At 67.5% G+C, this 12,268-nt stretch carries 13 protein-coding genes and 1 pseudogene; 7 read left to right on the top strand and 7 right to left on the bottom strand.

The window, feature by feature from the left end; all coding sequences use genetic code 11:
- The first annotated feature begins 14 nt into the window (after window positions 1-14).
- From ACOGXE_RS02390 to ACOGXE_RS02375, 4 genes are read left to right on the top strand one after another with little or no spacing between them, the layout of a single operon-like run.
- Window positions 15-464, top strand: a complete 450-nt coding sequence (locus tag ACOGXE_RS02390; protein ID WP_419932353.1) for an FAS1-like dehydratase domain-containing protein — start codon at window positions 15-17, stop codon at window positions 462-464.
- Window positions 461-838: a MaoC family dehydratase gene (locus ACOGXE_RS02385; protein ID WP_419932352.1), complete on the top strand. Its 378-nt coding sequence runs from the start codon at window positions 461-463 to the stop codon at window positions 836-838. The genes ACOGXE_RS02390 and ACOGXE_RS02385 overlap by 4 nt, the downstream gene beginning before the upstream one ends.
- Window positions 839-860: 22 nt before the next feature.
- Complete coding sequence (locus tag ACOGXE_RS02380) at window positions 861-1,649, top strand: enoyl-CoA hydratase/isomerase family protein (RefSeq protein ID WP_419932351.1); 789 nt, start codon at window positions 861-863, stop codon at window positions 1,647-1,649.
- Window positions 1,650-1,664: 15 nt separating this feature from the next.
- Complete coding sequence (locus ACOGXE_RS02375; protein ID WP_419932350.1) at window positions 1,665-2,033, top strand: MmcQ/YjbR family DNA-binding protein; 369 nt, start codon at window positions 1,665-1,667, stop codon at window positions 2,031-2,033.
- 26 nt (window positions 2,034-2,059) lie between these two features.
- Here ACOGXE_RS02375 and ACOGXE_RS02370 read toward each other — a convergent pair whose 3' ends face one another.
- Entirely contained in the window at window positions 2,060-2,527 is a 468-nt protein-coding gene (locus ACOGXE_RS02370) for a PPOX class F420-dependent oxidoreductase (RefSeq protein WP_419932349.1), read from the bottom strand.
- Window positions 2,528-2,698: 171 nt separating this feature from the next.
- Between ACOGXE_RS02370 and ACOGXE_RS02365 the strand changes: the two are divergent.
- Window positions 2,699-3,802: pseudogene (locus ACOGXE_RS02365) on the top strand (CoA transferase); the annotation flags it as partial.
- 33 nt (window positions 3,803-3,835) lie between these two features.
- Window positions 3,836-5,140, top strand: a complete 1,305-nt coding sequence (locus ACOGXE_RS02360; protein ID WP_419933470.1) for a CaiB/BaiF CoA transferase family protein — start codon at window positions 3,836-3,838, stop codon at window positions 5,138-5,140.
- Here the strand turns inward: ACOGXE_RS02360 and ACOGXE_RS02355 are convergent.
- On the bottom strand, window positions 5,089-6,321 hold the full coding sequence (locus ACOGXE_RS02355) for a CapA family protein (RefSeq protein WP_419932348.1): 1,233 nt from the start codon (window positions 6,319-6,321) through the stop codon (window positions 5,089-5,091). The genes ACOGXE_RS02360 and ACOGXE_RS02355 overlap by 52 nt on opposite strands.
- Before the next feature lie 179 nt (window positions 6,322-6,500).
- On the opposite strand from ACOGXE_RS02355, the gene ACOGXE_RS02350 reads away from it, so the two are divergent.
- Complete coding sequence (locus ACOGXE_RS02350; RefSeq protein ID WP_419932347.1) at window positions 6,501-7,667, top strand: serine hydrolase domain-containing protein; 1,167 nt, start codon at window positions 6,501-6,503, stop codon at window positions 7,665-7,667.
- Between the two features lie 14 nt (window positions 7,668-7,681).
- Here ACOGXE_RS02350 and ACOGXE_RS02345 read toward each other — a convergent pair whose 3' ends face one another.
- From ACOGXE_RS02345 to fabD, 5 genes are all read right to left on the bottom strand, one after another.
- Entirely contained in the window at window positions 7,682-8,857 is a 1,176-nt protein-coding gene (locus ACOGXE_RS02345; RefSeq protein ID WP_419932346.1) for a beta-ketoacyl-[acyl-carrier-protein] synthase family protein, read from the bottom strand.
- Window positions 8,858-8,897: 40 nt separating this feature from the next.
- Window positions 8,898-9,131: an acyl carrier protein gene (acpP, locus tag ACOGXE_RS02340; RefSeq protein ID WP_419853812.1), complete on the bottom strand. Its 234-nt coding sequence runs from the start codon at window positions 9,129-9,131 to the stop codon at window positions 8,898-8,900.
- Window positions 9,132-9,253: 122 nt separating this feature from the next.
- On the bottom strand, window positions 9,254-9,979 hold the full coding sequence (gene fabG, locus ACOGXE_RS02335; protein WP_419932345.1) for a 3-oxoacyl-ACP reductase FabG: 726 nt from the start codon (window positions 9,977-9,979) through the stop codon (window positions 9,254-9,256).
- Window positions 9,980-10,047: 68 nt separating this feature from the next.
- Window positions 10,048-11,013 carry a beta-ketoacyl-ACP synthase III gene (locus ACOGXE_RS02330; protein WP_419932344.1) on the bottom strand — a complete coding sequence of 322 codons (966 nt, stop codon included), beginning with the start codon at window positions 11,011-11,013 and terminating at the stop codon, window positions 10,048-10,050.
- Between the two features lie 14 nt (window positions 11,014-11,027).
- A complete protein-coding gene (fabD, locus tag ACOGXE_RS02325) occupies window positions 11,028-12,212 on the bottom strand; it encodes an ACP S-malonyltransferase (protein ID WP_419932343.1) in 1,185 nt (394 codons plus the stop codon).
- Window positions 12,213-12,268: the final 56 nt, after the last annotated feature.

Genomic DNA, 12,268 nt, shown 5'->3' with positions numbered 1-12,268 from the left:
AGCGAGGTGTCGGGGTGAACCTGGAGACACTGGGCCAGGTGCTGGTCGAGACCGAGGTGGTCGTGGAACCCGAGTCGGTTGCGATGCTGGTGGATGCGCTGGGCACGTCCCACGCCACCGAAGTGGCGCTGCGGCTGCCGTTCTTCGGGCCGACGGTGGGCGGCGGCGATTCGGTGGTCGGGCCCATCGATCTGAGCCTTGAGCGGGGTCTGGCCGGTGGTCAGTCGTTCGAATGGCACCGCTCGTTCCGCCTGGGCGAACGGGTCTCGGTGGTGGTGTCGGTGGAGGACATCATCGACAAGGGCACGCTGCATCTGGCGACGGTGCTGTCCGAATACCGAGGCGCCGACGGCGATCTGATCCAGCGGCAGCGGACGGTGTTCGTGGAGCGAAAGCCGCCGGGAGAGCAGGCGCAGACTGCTGCGGCAGGCGACGGCGACGAGGCGGGGGAGTCCGCGTCATGAGCGAGCTGGACTTGACACCGGCGACCGCGCCCGCCATTTCGAGGGAAGCCATGCGCAGCTTCGTCGACGGTGTGGGCGACCCCAACCCGGTGCACACCGACCCCGAGTTCGCGGCCAAGGCCGGGCTGCCCGATGTGGTGGTGCAGGCCTCGCACACCACCGCGATCGCGCTCGACGCCCTCATCGCCCAATTCGGCGCCGACGAGATCCTGAATCTCGATATCCGGCTGCGCGGACCGGTCTTTCCCGGCGACGAGGTGACGGTGTCGCCGGTGAGTTTCGGCGAGCTGGATCGAGGCGTGGAATTGCGCAACCAGCGGGGCGACGTGGTCGCCACCGGCATCGTGGTGATGCGCGGCGACCCCGACGAGTGACCCCCACGACAAGAGAGAGCCCATGAGCTACGAGCACCTGCTGACCGAAGACCGCGATGGCGTACGCATCCTGACGCTGAACCGGCCCCAGAAGTTCAATGCCTGGAACGCCGCCATGCGGGCCGAGATGCGCGACGCGGTCGAGGACACGGCGATGGCAACCGGCATTCGAGCGCTCGTCATCACGGGCGCTGGCAGGGCGTTCTCGGCTGGCGAGGACGTCTCCGAGATGGGCGACCTGACCGAGATGGGGACCCGGGGCTTCCGTGCGGTGGCCCGCGGCATCCACTCGGTGTTCGATCTGATCGAGGCGCTCGAAATGCCGGTCATCGCCGCGGTGAATGGCGTTGCAGCGGGCGGCGGATTCGAGCTGGCGCTGTCGTGCGACTTCCGGGTGATTGCCTCCAATGCCCGTTTCGTCATGCCCGAGGCCAAGGTGGGGCTCATTCCCGGTTCGGGCGGCTGTTCCCGGCTGGTGCACTACGTGGGGCTGGGCCGTGCCAAGGAGCTCGTGATGCTGTCCCGCAACGTGGGCGCCGACGATGCCAAGGCGATGGGCCTCGCCACCGAGGTAGCCCCCGAAGGCAAGGCTGTGGATATCGCCTTGGAGCTCGCCGCGGAAATGGAGGCCTTCGCGCCCCTGGCACTGGGCATGGCCAAGACGGTGCTGAACACCTGCACCGACGTCGACCACGAGACCGGCCGGCGCCTTGAGCGTCTGGGCCAGAGCGTCCTCAAGACCACCGCCGACCACGCCGAGGGCGCCAGTGCCTTCCTCGAACGCCGCGCCCCCGACTGGCAAGCCCGCTGAGGCGCGTGCCAACCGATGGCAACCTTTGACGACGTGCGCAGGCTCGGGATGGAGCTGCCAGAAGTCGTTGAGTCGACCTCGTACGGGACTCCGGCGCTCAAGGTTCGCAAGAAGGGCTTCTGCCGGATGTGGGGCGAGCGCGAGCATCGTCGCGATGAGGTTTTCGACACCGAGGTACTGGTGCTGTTCTGCGATCTCGAGATGAAGCCCGTCTTGCTGGCAAACCATCCCGACGCGCTGTTCACTGTCCCGCACTACGACGGCTATGGCAGCGTGCTCGTGCGGCTCGCCGATGTCGACCTTGACGATCTCGCCGAGTGGTTGGAGGAGAGCTACCGCACCAAGGCGCCCGACACGCTCCTGCGCCAACTCGACGCCGACTGAAAACGACCTCCGCGTTCGGAAGACTGCTATTCGGAGACGAGGCGGGCGGGGAAGCCGCCTTTCGAGATCGGGCCCCAGCTCTCGATATGGAGCCGGAGCAGTACCTTGCCCTGGCGGTTCATGGCCTCGCGGTACTCGTCCCAGTCGGAATGCTCGCCGCTGATCACCCGGAAGTACTCCACGAGGCCGTCCATCGCCTCGGGAAGGTCGAGTACCTCTCCGCGACATTCGAGCTGGACCCACTCACCGTTCCAAGCATCCGACATGACGACAACCCACGCCTGTGCGTTGCGTCGCAGGTTGAGCGACTTGGCCCGGTCGGGGTAGCTGCTGACGAGTACCGCATCGCCGGCCTCGTCGAGACCCATGGTGACCAGCGATGCCTGCGGGCGGCCGTCCCGCCGCAGCGTCAGCAGCACGCCGTGATGCCGTTCCCGCACGAAGTCCCGCAGCTCGTCGCGTTCCACGATCCGGTCGGTCGCTATCGACACCATCCGGTCCTCCCTGGCTCGGCCCAACAGCTCCGGCAGTCTCGCCGAAGTCCTGCCGCTTGGCACTGCGACGCACGCTCTCAGAGCCCGCCGGTTCGCATGGCATGCGCGTACAGGGAAGAATCAGCCCCACGCCGTGCGCCGAGCCGGCGCAGATGAGGGGTGAAGTTCGAGATGTTGGAGCACTACCGGGTCTTGGATCTCTGCGAAGGCATCAGCCAGTTCGCCGGCTACCTGCTGGCAAGCCTGGGCGCAGAGGTGATTGCAGTTGAGCCGCCCGGGGGCGTGCGCAGCCGCCACGACGGGCCCTTCGTCGATGACCAGCCGGATCCGGAGCGCTCGCTGGGCCATTGGGCTTACAACCAGGGCAAACAGAGCGTCACGGCAGATCTGACCACCGACGAAGGTCGCCAGCGGCTGCTCGAACTGGTGCGGGGCGCTGATGCCCTCATCGAGGACGCGCCGGTGGGGCACATGGGCACGCTGGGTTTGGGCTATGACGACTTGGCCGCCGTCAATCCGGCCATCGTGCATGCCTCGATCACGCCGTACGGTTCGACCGGGCCTCGCAGCACGTGGGCCGGCTCGGATCTGACAGCGGTGGCCGGCAGCGGTTTCCTGCACGCCAGCGGTGACAAGGACCGTGCCCCGGTGCGTGTTGCGGGCGTGCCCCAGAGCTTCCTGCAGGCTGCGGCTGATGCGGCAGCTGCCACGCTCATCGCGCTGCGGGAGGCACAGCGCAGCGGCCGCGGTCAGCACGTGGACATCTCGGCGATGGAGTCCATGACGCACGGCCAGCCGGCGAATCTGTCGAGCCGTGTCAACGCCAACGCAGTGAATCGACTCGCCGGCGGCCTCAGTCTCGGCGGCGTCGACGTCCCGATGCTGTTCCCGTGCGCCGACGGCAACACGATCTGCGTAGCGCTGATGGGTGCTGCCTTCGCGCCCTTCACCGAGAGGCTCGTCGCGTGGGAGACCGAGGAGGGCTTCGCCGACGAGGAGCTGCAGGCCGTCGACTGGGAGACCGTCGCGACCGAGGTGCTCAGCGGCCAGCGCTCTCCGGACATCATCGCCAAGTCGTTCATGACCATCGCCCGCTTCATGGCAACCAAGACCACCGAGGAGCTGTGGGCCGCAGCCTTTGAACGGAATCTCCTGATCACGCCTTCGGCGTTGGTCAGCGATCTGCTCACCAACCCCCACTTCGCCGATCGTGACTTCTGGCGTGACGTCGACCTTGACGGCGGGCGCAGCGCCCGCTTCTGCGGTCCGCTGGTGCACTTCAGCGACGACGCTCCCGAGCGCACGCTGGTGGTGCCCAGGCTGGGCAGCGACAACGGCAGCATCGACACCAACCGGCAGCCCTACGCGTCGGCCGCGGCTGCCGCAGGTGACGGCCCTGCCTCGGACGGCGCCGAGTTGCCGCTCGCGGGCCTCAAGGTGGTGGAATTCTCGTGGGTCATCGCCACGCCGTCAGCGGTGCGCATCCTCGCTGACTACGGCGCCACCGTCGTCAAGGTCGAGACCGAGAGCCGGCCCGACACGATGCGCACGGTCAACCCGTTCGTCGACGAGGAAGCCCATCCGGACAACAGCGTCGGCTACGGCGTGTACAACGCGGGCAAGCGCAGTCTCAGCCTGGACCTCAGCAAGCCCGAATCGCGCCAGGTAGTCGAGGATCTGATCCGCTGGGCCGACATCGCCACCGAGTCCTGGGCGCCGGGCGCCGCAGCACGCATGGGCTTCGGCTACGACGACTTCTCGGCGATCAACCCCCAGATCATCATGCTGTCGAGCTCGTTGCTGGGCCAGAGCGGGCCGTACTCGAGCCTCGCCGGCTACGGGTTCATGGCCGCCGCCATCGCCGGCTTCTACGAGATCACTGGTTGGCCCGACCGGGGCCCCGCCGGCCCGTATGGTCCCTACACCGACTTCTTGGCGCCCCGCGTGATCGTGGCGTCCTTGATGGCGGCGCTGGAGCGGCGCGACCGCACCGGCGCCGGCTGCTACATCGACATCTCCCAGACTGAGGCAGCGCTGCACTACCTCGCGCCGGCCATTCTGGACGCCTCGATCAACGGCCGAGATCCGCAGCGGTGCGGCAACGAGGACCCGCACATGAGCCCCCACGGCGTGTATCCGAGCGCCGGCGAGGATCAGTGGGTGGCGATTGCTTGCACCGACGACCGCTGGCCGGCACTGGCCGGAGCGGTGGGGCTGAACGGCAACGGCGCGGCCGGCTGGAATCAGCCAGCCCGGCGGGAGAGGTCCGGCGAGATCGACGACGCCATCTCGGCGTGGACCTCGGAACGCTCCAATGTTGAGGCCGCCAAAGCGCTGCAGGCGCACGGCATCGACGCCTACCCGGTCAACAACTCGCAGGGATGCTGCGACGACGAGCAACTCACCGCCAGGGAGCACCACATCAACGTGCCTCAGAGCCATCGCGGCACCATGTGGACCCAGAACTGCCGGACACGCATGTCACGCACACCTCCCGTCGTGCGGCGGGGCGGCCCGTGCCTCGGTGAAGACAATTTCGAGGTGCTCACCGAGTTCCTGGGCTACGACGCCGACCGCATAGCCGATCTCGCCGCGGCCGAAGTGCTCGGCTGAGGAGCAGCGGTGGTCGGGGGCGGTTGGTGCCGGGCACAGTCGCCCGCGACGATGTCGTTGATCCGGTCGACCCTGGCGCCTTCAGAAGCGGGCACCGGCGCGCCGTTGAGGTCGAGCAGGTGGGGATGGAACGACCAGCCCAGAATCTCGTCGCCGTCGAAGTCGATCTGCAGGACGCCAGTGTCACCAGTGATGCCAGACCGGTAGTGCCACACGAAGTTGCCAAGCGAGTAGGCCACGAGCCTGCCGTCGTCGAACACCACCGGCTGCAGCACGTGCGGGTGGTGGCCGATGACCGCATCGGCGCCGTTGTGCAGCAGCTCGAAGGCGAAGTCTCGCTGCCGGCCCTCTGGGCACGTCATGCGCTCGATGCCCCAATGGACTACGGCGATCACCACGTCGGCCTCGCTCGCAGCCACCCGAACGTTGGCGAGCACCCGGTCGCTCTGGTACGCCGACGCGATCCCTGGACGTGTTTGGCTAGCAGGAAACGCGAGCGGCACCACCATCGAGGCGCCCACGAACGCAACGCGCACACCGGGGCGCACCTCGATCACCCGATGCCCGTACGCATCGCCGCTGGTCGCGCCCGCACCGAGCGCTATCACGCCGTTGGTCTCGAGGAGGTCGACCGTGTCGACGAGTGCATCGGGGCCGTAGTCCATGGCGTGGTTGTTGGCCAAGTTGGCGACATCCACGCCAGCCGCAGCGATCCGCTCGGCCGCCGACGGCGGCGCCCGGAATACGTACTTCTTGTCGGCGGGCTCACCGCGCTCGCTGATGACCATCTCCACATTCACGACCGCAACGTCTGCTGATTCCAGAGGGGGCTCAATGCCGGCGAACGGGTCGATGCCGGCTGCTTCGCTGCGATCCATCAGCACATCTCCGCCTGCCAACAGCGTCCACGTCAGGTCGGGCTGTGTCGTCGTCGGCATGACGGCAGTCGTGGAGGCTGCCGCAGACTTCGTTGCCGCAGCCGAGGTGACCGGCGCAGCCGATGGTGTCACCTCGTCCACCGCTACGTTGGACCTGGCTTCGCCAGTTGCTGGCTGGGCGACGGCCGGAGCTTCCGATGACGTGGGCGGAAGGGGCACGACCCGCACAGGGCTGGTGCTGCACGCCACCGCCAGAATGGCGAGGCCCGCCATGCCCGATGCAACGAGTGGCCGCCCCACCATCGAATTGAGGGTACGGCGGACGCGAGGCGGGCGTCCCTTGCTCATCGGCTGCGCGCCGCGACCTCTCGCACCAGTGGATGGTCGGTGTCAGTGGCGTCGCGACTCCGAACTAGCGTCGCGCTCGCGGGGCCGGTGCACGCCCTGCGCAGCGCTCCGTCCAGCCCATCAGGAGGCCTCAGATGTCACTCGGAGACACAGTTCAAGGGATTCTCGACCGGGGAGTCGCCGACGGTGATGTCGTGGGCGCGGTGGCCAAGGTCATCAGTGCCGACGGAGAGATCTGCTCGGCGGCGGCCGGCACCCGCGGCGCCGACAGCGACGTCGCCATGTCGAATGACACCGTGTGCTGGATTGCCTCGATGACCAAGGCCATCACGGGCACAGCGGCGATGCAGCTCGTCGAGCAGGGCAAGCTCTCACTTGACGGTCCGGCCGCAGAGGTGGTGCCGCTGCTCGGCGAACTCGAGGTGCTGACCGGGTTTGACAGCGACGGCAACCCGGTCACCCGTGCCCGCAACGGCGACATCACGCTGCGTCACCTGCTGACCCATACCGCCGGCATGGGATACGACATCTGGAGCCCCGAGCTCGGCCAGTACGAAGAGGCCACCGGGACGCCGGGTGTCATCGAGTGCCAGAAGCAGACGCTGACCATCCCGCTGCTGTTCGACCCGGGCGATCGCTGGTTCTACGGGACTGGCATCGATCACGCAGGCCAGATGGTGGAGGCGGCGTCAGGCATGTCGCTCGGCGAGTACATGGCCGAGAACATCTTCGGACCGCTGGGCATGACCGACACGGCGTTCAAGATCAACGACGACATGCGCTCTCGCATCTCGGCCATGCAAGCGCGGATGGAGGACGGCTCGCTGGTGGAGATGCCGTTCGAGATACCGCAGGAGCCAGAGTTCGAGATGGGCGGCGGCGGCCTGTACTCCACCGTCGACGACTACTGCCGCTTCCTAGCCATGATGCTGAACGGCGGCAGCCTCGACGGCAACCAGGTGGTGTCGCCGGGCACGCATGAGCAGATGGTCAGCAATGCCATGGGCGATCTGCGAGTCACCATGCTGCCGACGGCCATCCCGCCGTACTCATTCGATGCCGAGTTCTTCCCCGGTGTCGAGAAGTCGTGGGGCCTGACGTTCCAGATCAACGAGGAGCAGGCCCCGACCGGGCGCCCTGCCGGGGGCCTCATGTGGGCCGGGCTGGCCAACTCGTACTTCTGGATCGACCTGCAGAATCAGGTAGCCGGCTGCTACATCAGCCAGCAGGTGCCGTTCGCAGATCCGCGTTCCTACGGGCTGTACGAAGCCATCGAGACCGCCACCTACGACAGCCTCTAGGGCTATTCACGGCCTCACGCGGGGCCGAGCACGATGCAGCCGTTGTGGCCGCCGAAGCCGAACGAGTTGCTGATCGAGGGACCCGGCTCCCAGTCGGCCGCCTGACCGGTCACCAAGCGGAACTCCGCGAGCTCGGGATCGGGAGTCGTCCAGCCGGCCGTCGCCGGGATCTTGCGGTGGCGCATCGACAGCAGCACGGCAATTGCCTCCAGCGCCCCTGCTGCGCCGAGTGCGTGCCCGGTGACGCCCTTCGTGGAGGTCACGAGCGGACCGTTGGGGCCGAACAGCTTGTTGAGCGCTTCGGCTTCGGCGGCGTCGTTCAGCGGGGTCGACGTGCCATGGGCATTCACGTGGACGATGTCGTCGGGCGTGAGGCCAGCGTCATCGATCGCGAGCTGCATGCAGCGCAGCGCTCCGGCGCCGCCGGGCGCAGGTGCCGTGATGTGGTGGGCATCGGCATTTGAGGCGGTGCCGAGCACTTCGCCCCAGATCGTCGCACCTCGCGCGACCGCCGAGTCCCATGCTTCGAGCACCAGGGTGGCAGCGCCCTCCGTCATCATGAAGCCGTCGCGGTTCTTGTCGAACGGCATCGAGATGCCGCTGGTCGACAGCGCGGTCATGTTGACGAAACCAGCGGTGCCTACCGGCGTCATCACTGATTCGCATCCGCCGGCAATAATCACGTCAGCGACGCCGAGGCGGATCAACCGCGCCGCATACCCGATTGAGTGCGTCCCGGCTGCGCATGCGGTGGTGAGCACCTCGCAGGGCCCGGCCAGCCCATACCGCATCGAGATGGCGGCTCCGGGGGCGTTGGGCATCATCATCGGGACCATGAACGGCGACACCCGGCGCGCGCCCTTGCGATCGAGCACGAGCACTTGGTCTTCGAATGTCTGCAAGCCGCCGACACCTGTGCCGTAGATCACGCCGCAGCGATCCGGATCTGACGCGAGCTCGCCTGCGTCGGCCATCGCTTCAGCGGCCGATGCCATGCCGAGCTGAGTTGATCGATCGGCCCGTCGAGCTTCCTTGGGATTGTCGTAGAACGGCGCCGGATCGAAATCGTTGACGCGGCGTTCGCCCTCCGGCGGCTCGGAGTTCAACCCCTGCCAGAAGTCGTCCACGCCGGTTCCGGCGCACGAGACGACGCCGAGGCCGACGACAGCTACCCGACGCCCGTCAGTCATTGGCGTGACGCTCGCTGTCCATGACCCAGCAGGACAGTGCTCACAGTTTCGATTCGACCAGCTGGATCGCGTGGGCGACGGTGGTGACGTCTTCCAGTTCTTCCTCGTCCACGCTGATGTCGAACTCCTCTTCCAGAGCCATCACCAGCTCGACGAGGTCCAGGCTGTCGGCGTCGAGGTCATCGGCGAAGCTCGCCTCGGGCGTGACCTGCTCGGGATCCACGGCCAGCACCTCGACGGCACAGTCACGGAATCGATCCAACGTGTCACTCATGCTGATCCCCTCATGTGTGGGCGGTCTCCGCACGAGTCCCCGACGGCCGTGCGAACGCGAAGTGTAGGTGCCGCAGCGCTACGGCCCTGCACCGATTCGCCCTGCACCATTTTGTGCGGCACTCAATGGCCCATTCCCAGGCCGCCGTCGACGGGCAGCACGGCGCCGGTGATGTACGCGCCCTCGTCGGATGCGAGAAACGCCACTGCAGCGGCAATCTCGGACGGTTCAGCCACCCGGCCCAGCGGCACTGCGTCGGTGATGGCGGATTGTTGCTCGTCGTTCAATGCACCGAACATCTCGGTCGCGACCGGGCCGGGCGCCACGACATTCGACGTGATGCTGCGCGAACCGAGTTCCCGAGCAAGTGATCGGGCCATGCCCACCAGACCTGCCTTGGATGCGGCGTAGTTGACCTGTCCGGCCGAGCCCAGCAATCCGACCACCGAGGACACGAAGATCAGCCGCCCCCAGCGTGCGCGCAGCATCGGCCGCGCCGCCCGCTTGGCCATCCTGTACGCGCCGGTCAAGTTCGTGTCGACGACGGCTGCGAAATCGTCATCGGCCATGCGCAGCACGAGCTGGTCGCGGGTGATGCCGGCATTCGCCACCAGGATCTCCACCGAGCCCAGTTCTGCTTCGATGGATGCGTAGGCGCCGTCGACCGCATCGCTGTCGGCCTGGTCGCACGCCACCCACAGCAGGCGGCTGTCGTCGGGAGCCTCAGTGCGACTGGTGACCGCTACCCGGTGGCCCGCGTCGGCGAACAGCTGGGCAGTGGCCAGACCGATGCCGCGGCTGCCGCCCGTGACGAGGACGGTTCGTGGTGTTGCTAGGGGCTGATTCATCGTGGGCCGTGCACGTGACGCTGACAGTCGATTCGCGCTCAAAGAGGCTCTGGCTCGGGATCCGGCGCTCAGAAAGCCCGGGCGGGAGCGCCCGACCAGCGCAGCAGTGCCGACGCCGAGGTCATGCCGGCGCCGAAACCGACGAGCAGCACGTTGTCGCCCTCGTTGATCCGGCCGCTGCGCACAGCGTCGTCGAGTGCGAGCGGGATCGAGGCCGATGAGGTGTTGCCGGTGCGCTCGATCACCATGGCCGCCTTCTCATAGGGGATGCGCAGCCGCTTGCAAGCAGTCTCGACGATGCGGACATTGGCCTGATGGGGCACCACCACGTCGATGTCGTCGGCCGTCAGGCCTGCCTGTTTCATCGACTGGCGCGCCGATTCCTCCATCACCAGCACGGCCTTCTTGAACACTGCCTGACCGGCCATCTGGATGTAGCCGTCGTGCTCGCAGTACAGCTGCTCCTCCATGGAGCCGTCGCTCGCGACGTGCCAGCCGAGCAGGTCCGAGCCTTGCTCGCTTCGCTCGAGCACCGCGGCGCCCGAGCCGTCGGCGAACAGGATGCAGGTGGCCCGGTCATTCCAGTCGGTGATCCGGGAGAGCACTTCGGCACCGATGACCAAGACTCGCTCGTGGCCCATGGCGATCATGCCGTGGCCGGCCACCAGCGAGTAGACGAATCCCGAGCAGGCGGCGTTCACGTCCATGGCGCCGCAATCGAGGCCCAGCGCCTCCTGCACACGCGACGACGACGCCGGAACGCAGCGATCCGGCGTGGTCGTGGCCAGGATGAGCATGTCGATGCTCGACGGATCGACGCCGGCGACCTCCATCGCCGCTGTTCCGGCGCGTGCGGCCAAGCCGGCGGTGGTGCCGCCGATGTTCCGCTGCTTGATGCCGGTGCGCTCGATGATCCACTCGTCGGACGTGTCGACCATCTCGGAGAGATCTTCGTTGGTCACGACGCGCTCTCCGAGCGCCGTCCCGATGCCGACAATGCGCGCGCTTGATGCGTTTCCCACGCTGAGCGTCATCTGCGGCCTCCCCTTCAGGTACCTGCGGCTGTTCGCAGCCACGCGACAGGCTGCCGGGCCGTGACCCGTTCGCCTTCGACGGCCATAATCCCCATGACAGTACCCGCGAATGCGGAGCGCACTTCCTCTCCGGCCACATGGCCGATGACATCGCCCACCTTGACTTGCTGGCCGTCGCCGATGTGCGGGCTGAGCGTGAAGATGCCAGCGCATGGGCTGACGATGAGGCGCTCGGTGACATACAGGTTCTCGCCGCCCAGCACGGTCGGTGCCGAAGGCGCATCCGTTGCGAGCGCTTCCATCAGCGCGTCGATGTCAGCCGGCGTGGCGACCGCCATCGATGTCGCATCCCGATGCGTCCGCTTGGTCATGCCGGTCAGCACCTTGCCCGGGCCGAGCTCTACGAAGGTGGTGACGCCGGCGTCGGCGAGCGCATGGAGGCTGGCGCGCCACAGCACCGGGCTGGTGAGCTGCTGTGCGAGCAGCGTGCGCCATTCGTCAGCATCCGAACGCGGCCGTGCGTCGACATTGGCGACCACCGGCACGCTCGGCGCCCGAATCTCGACCTCGGCCAGCGCCTTGCGCAGTCGATCCCTGGCGGGCTGCATGAACGGCGTGTGGAATGCGCCGCCCACGGGCAGTTGCATCAGCCGTTTCGCCCCAGCCGCCTTGGCTTCGTCGCCGGCGACGGCAACGGCGTCCGGTGCGCCTGCGATGACGACCTGGCCCGGGGCGTTGTAGTTCGCGACCCAGACATCGCCGGGCGTGGCATCGCACGCCTCAGCCACGAGGTTGTCATCGAGACCCAGCACCGCAGCCATGGTCCCTTCCCGCTCGTCGGCGGCCACCTGCATCGCCTCGCCGCGCTCAGCGACCAGGCGGACGGCGTCGTCGTACGCCAGCGCACCGGTGGCAGTCAGGGCGCTGTACTCGCCCAGCGAGTGGCCGGCTGCACACGAGAACGTGGCGCCGGTGCGCTCGACCGCGTCGAGGACGACCATCGACAGCACGAACGTTGACAGCTGCGAGTTGCGTGTGTGGCGCAGCTCATCGGCGTCGGCCTCCAGCAGCAGCGCTGCGACGTCACGCCCGCAGGCGTCGGATGCCTCGGTCACCAGCTCCCACGATTCATGGGCGGTCCAGGCTTCGCCCATGCCGGGCTGCTGCGAGCCCTGACCCGGGAATGTGAATGCGAGCACTCGGCCTCCTACACAGCGCCGGTGCCGAACAACGGGTTGCTCCCGGGTGGCGACGC

It is taken from the genome of Candidatus Poriferisodalis sp., from assembly GCF_965208555.1.
GTDB lineage: Bacteria > Actinomycetota > Acidimicrobiia > Acidimicrobiales > Poriferisodalaceae > Poriferisodalis.
The sequence above is the reverse complement of the archived record's forward strand: the minus strand, read 5'-3'. Positions and strand labels throughout refer to the sequence as shown.

Coding starts and splice junctions, on each gene's coding strand:
- ACOGXE_RS02385 (WP_419932352.1), top strand. CDS start 461: ATGAGCGAGCTGGACTTGACACCGGCGACCGCGCCCGCCATTTCGAGG.
- ACOGXE_RS02380 (WP_419932351.1), top strand. CDS start 861: ATGAGCTACGAGCACCTGCTGACCGAAGACCGCGATGGCGTACGCATC.
- ACOGXE_RS02375 (WP_419932350.1), top strand. CDS start 1,665: ATGGCAACCTTTGACGACGTGCGCAGGCTCGGGATGGAGCTGCCAGAA.
- ACOGXE_RS02370 (WP_419932349.1), bottom strand. CDS start 2,527: ATGGTGTCGATAGCGACCGACCGGATCGTGGAACGCGACGAGCTGCGG.
- ACOGXE_RS02355 (WP_419932348.1), bottom strand. CDS start 6,321: ATGGTGGGGCGGCCACTCGTTGCATCGGGCATGGCGGGCCTCGCCATT.
- ACOGXE_RS02350 (WP_419932347.1), top strand. CDS start 6,501: ATGTCACTCGGAGACACAGTTCAAGGGATTCTCGACCGGGGAGTCGCC.
- ACOGXE_RS02345 (WP_419932346.1), bottom strand. CDS start 8,857: ATGACTGACGGGCGTCGGGTAGCTGTCGTCGGCCTCGGCGTCGTCTCG.
- acpP (WP_419853812.1), bottom strand. CDS start 9,131: ATGAGTGACACGTTGGATCGATTCCGTGACTGTGCCGTCGAGGTGCTG.
- fabG (WP_419932345.1), bottom strand. CDS start 9,979: ATGAATCAGCCCCTAGCAACACCACGAACCGTCCTCGTCACGGGCGGC.
- ACOGXE_RS02330 (WP_419932344.1), bottom strand. CDS start 11,013: ATGACGCTCAGCGTGGGAAACGCATCAAGCGCGCGCATTGTCGGCATC.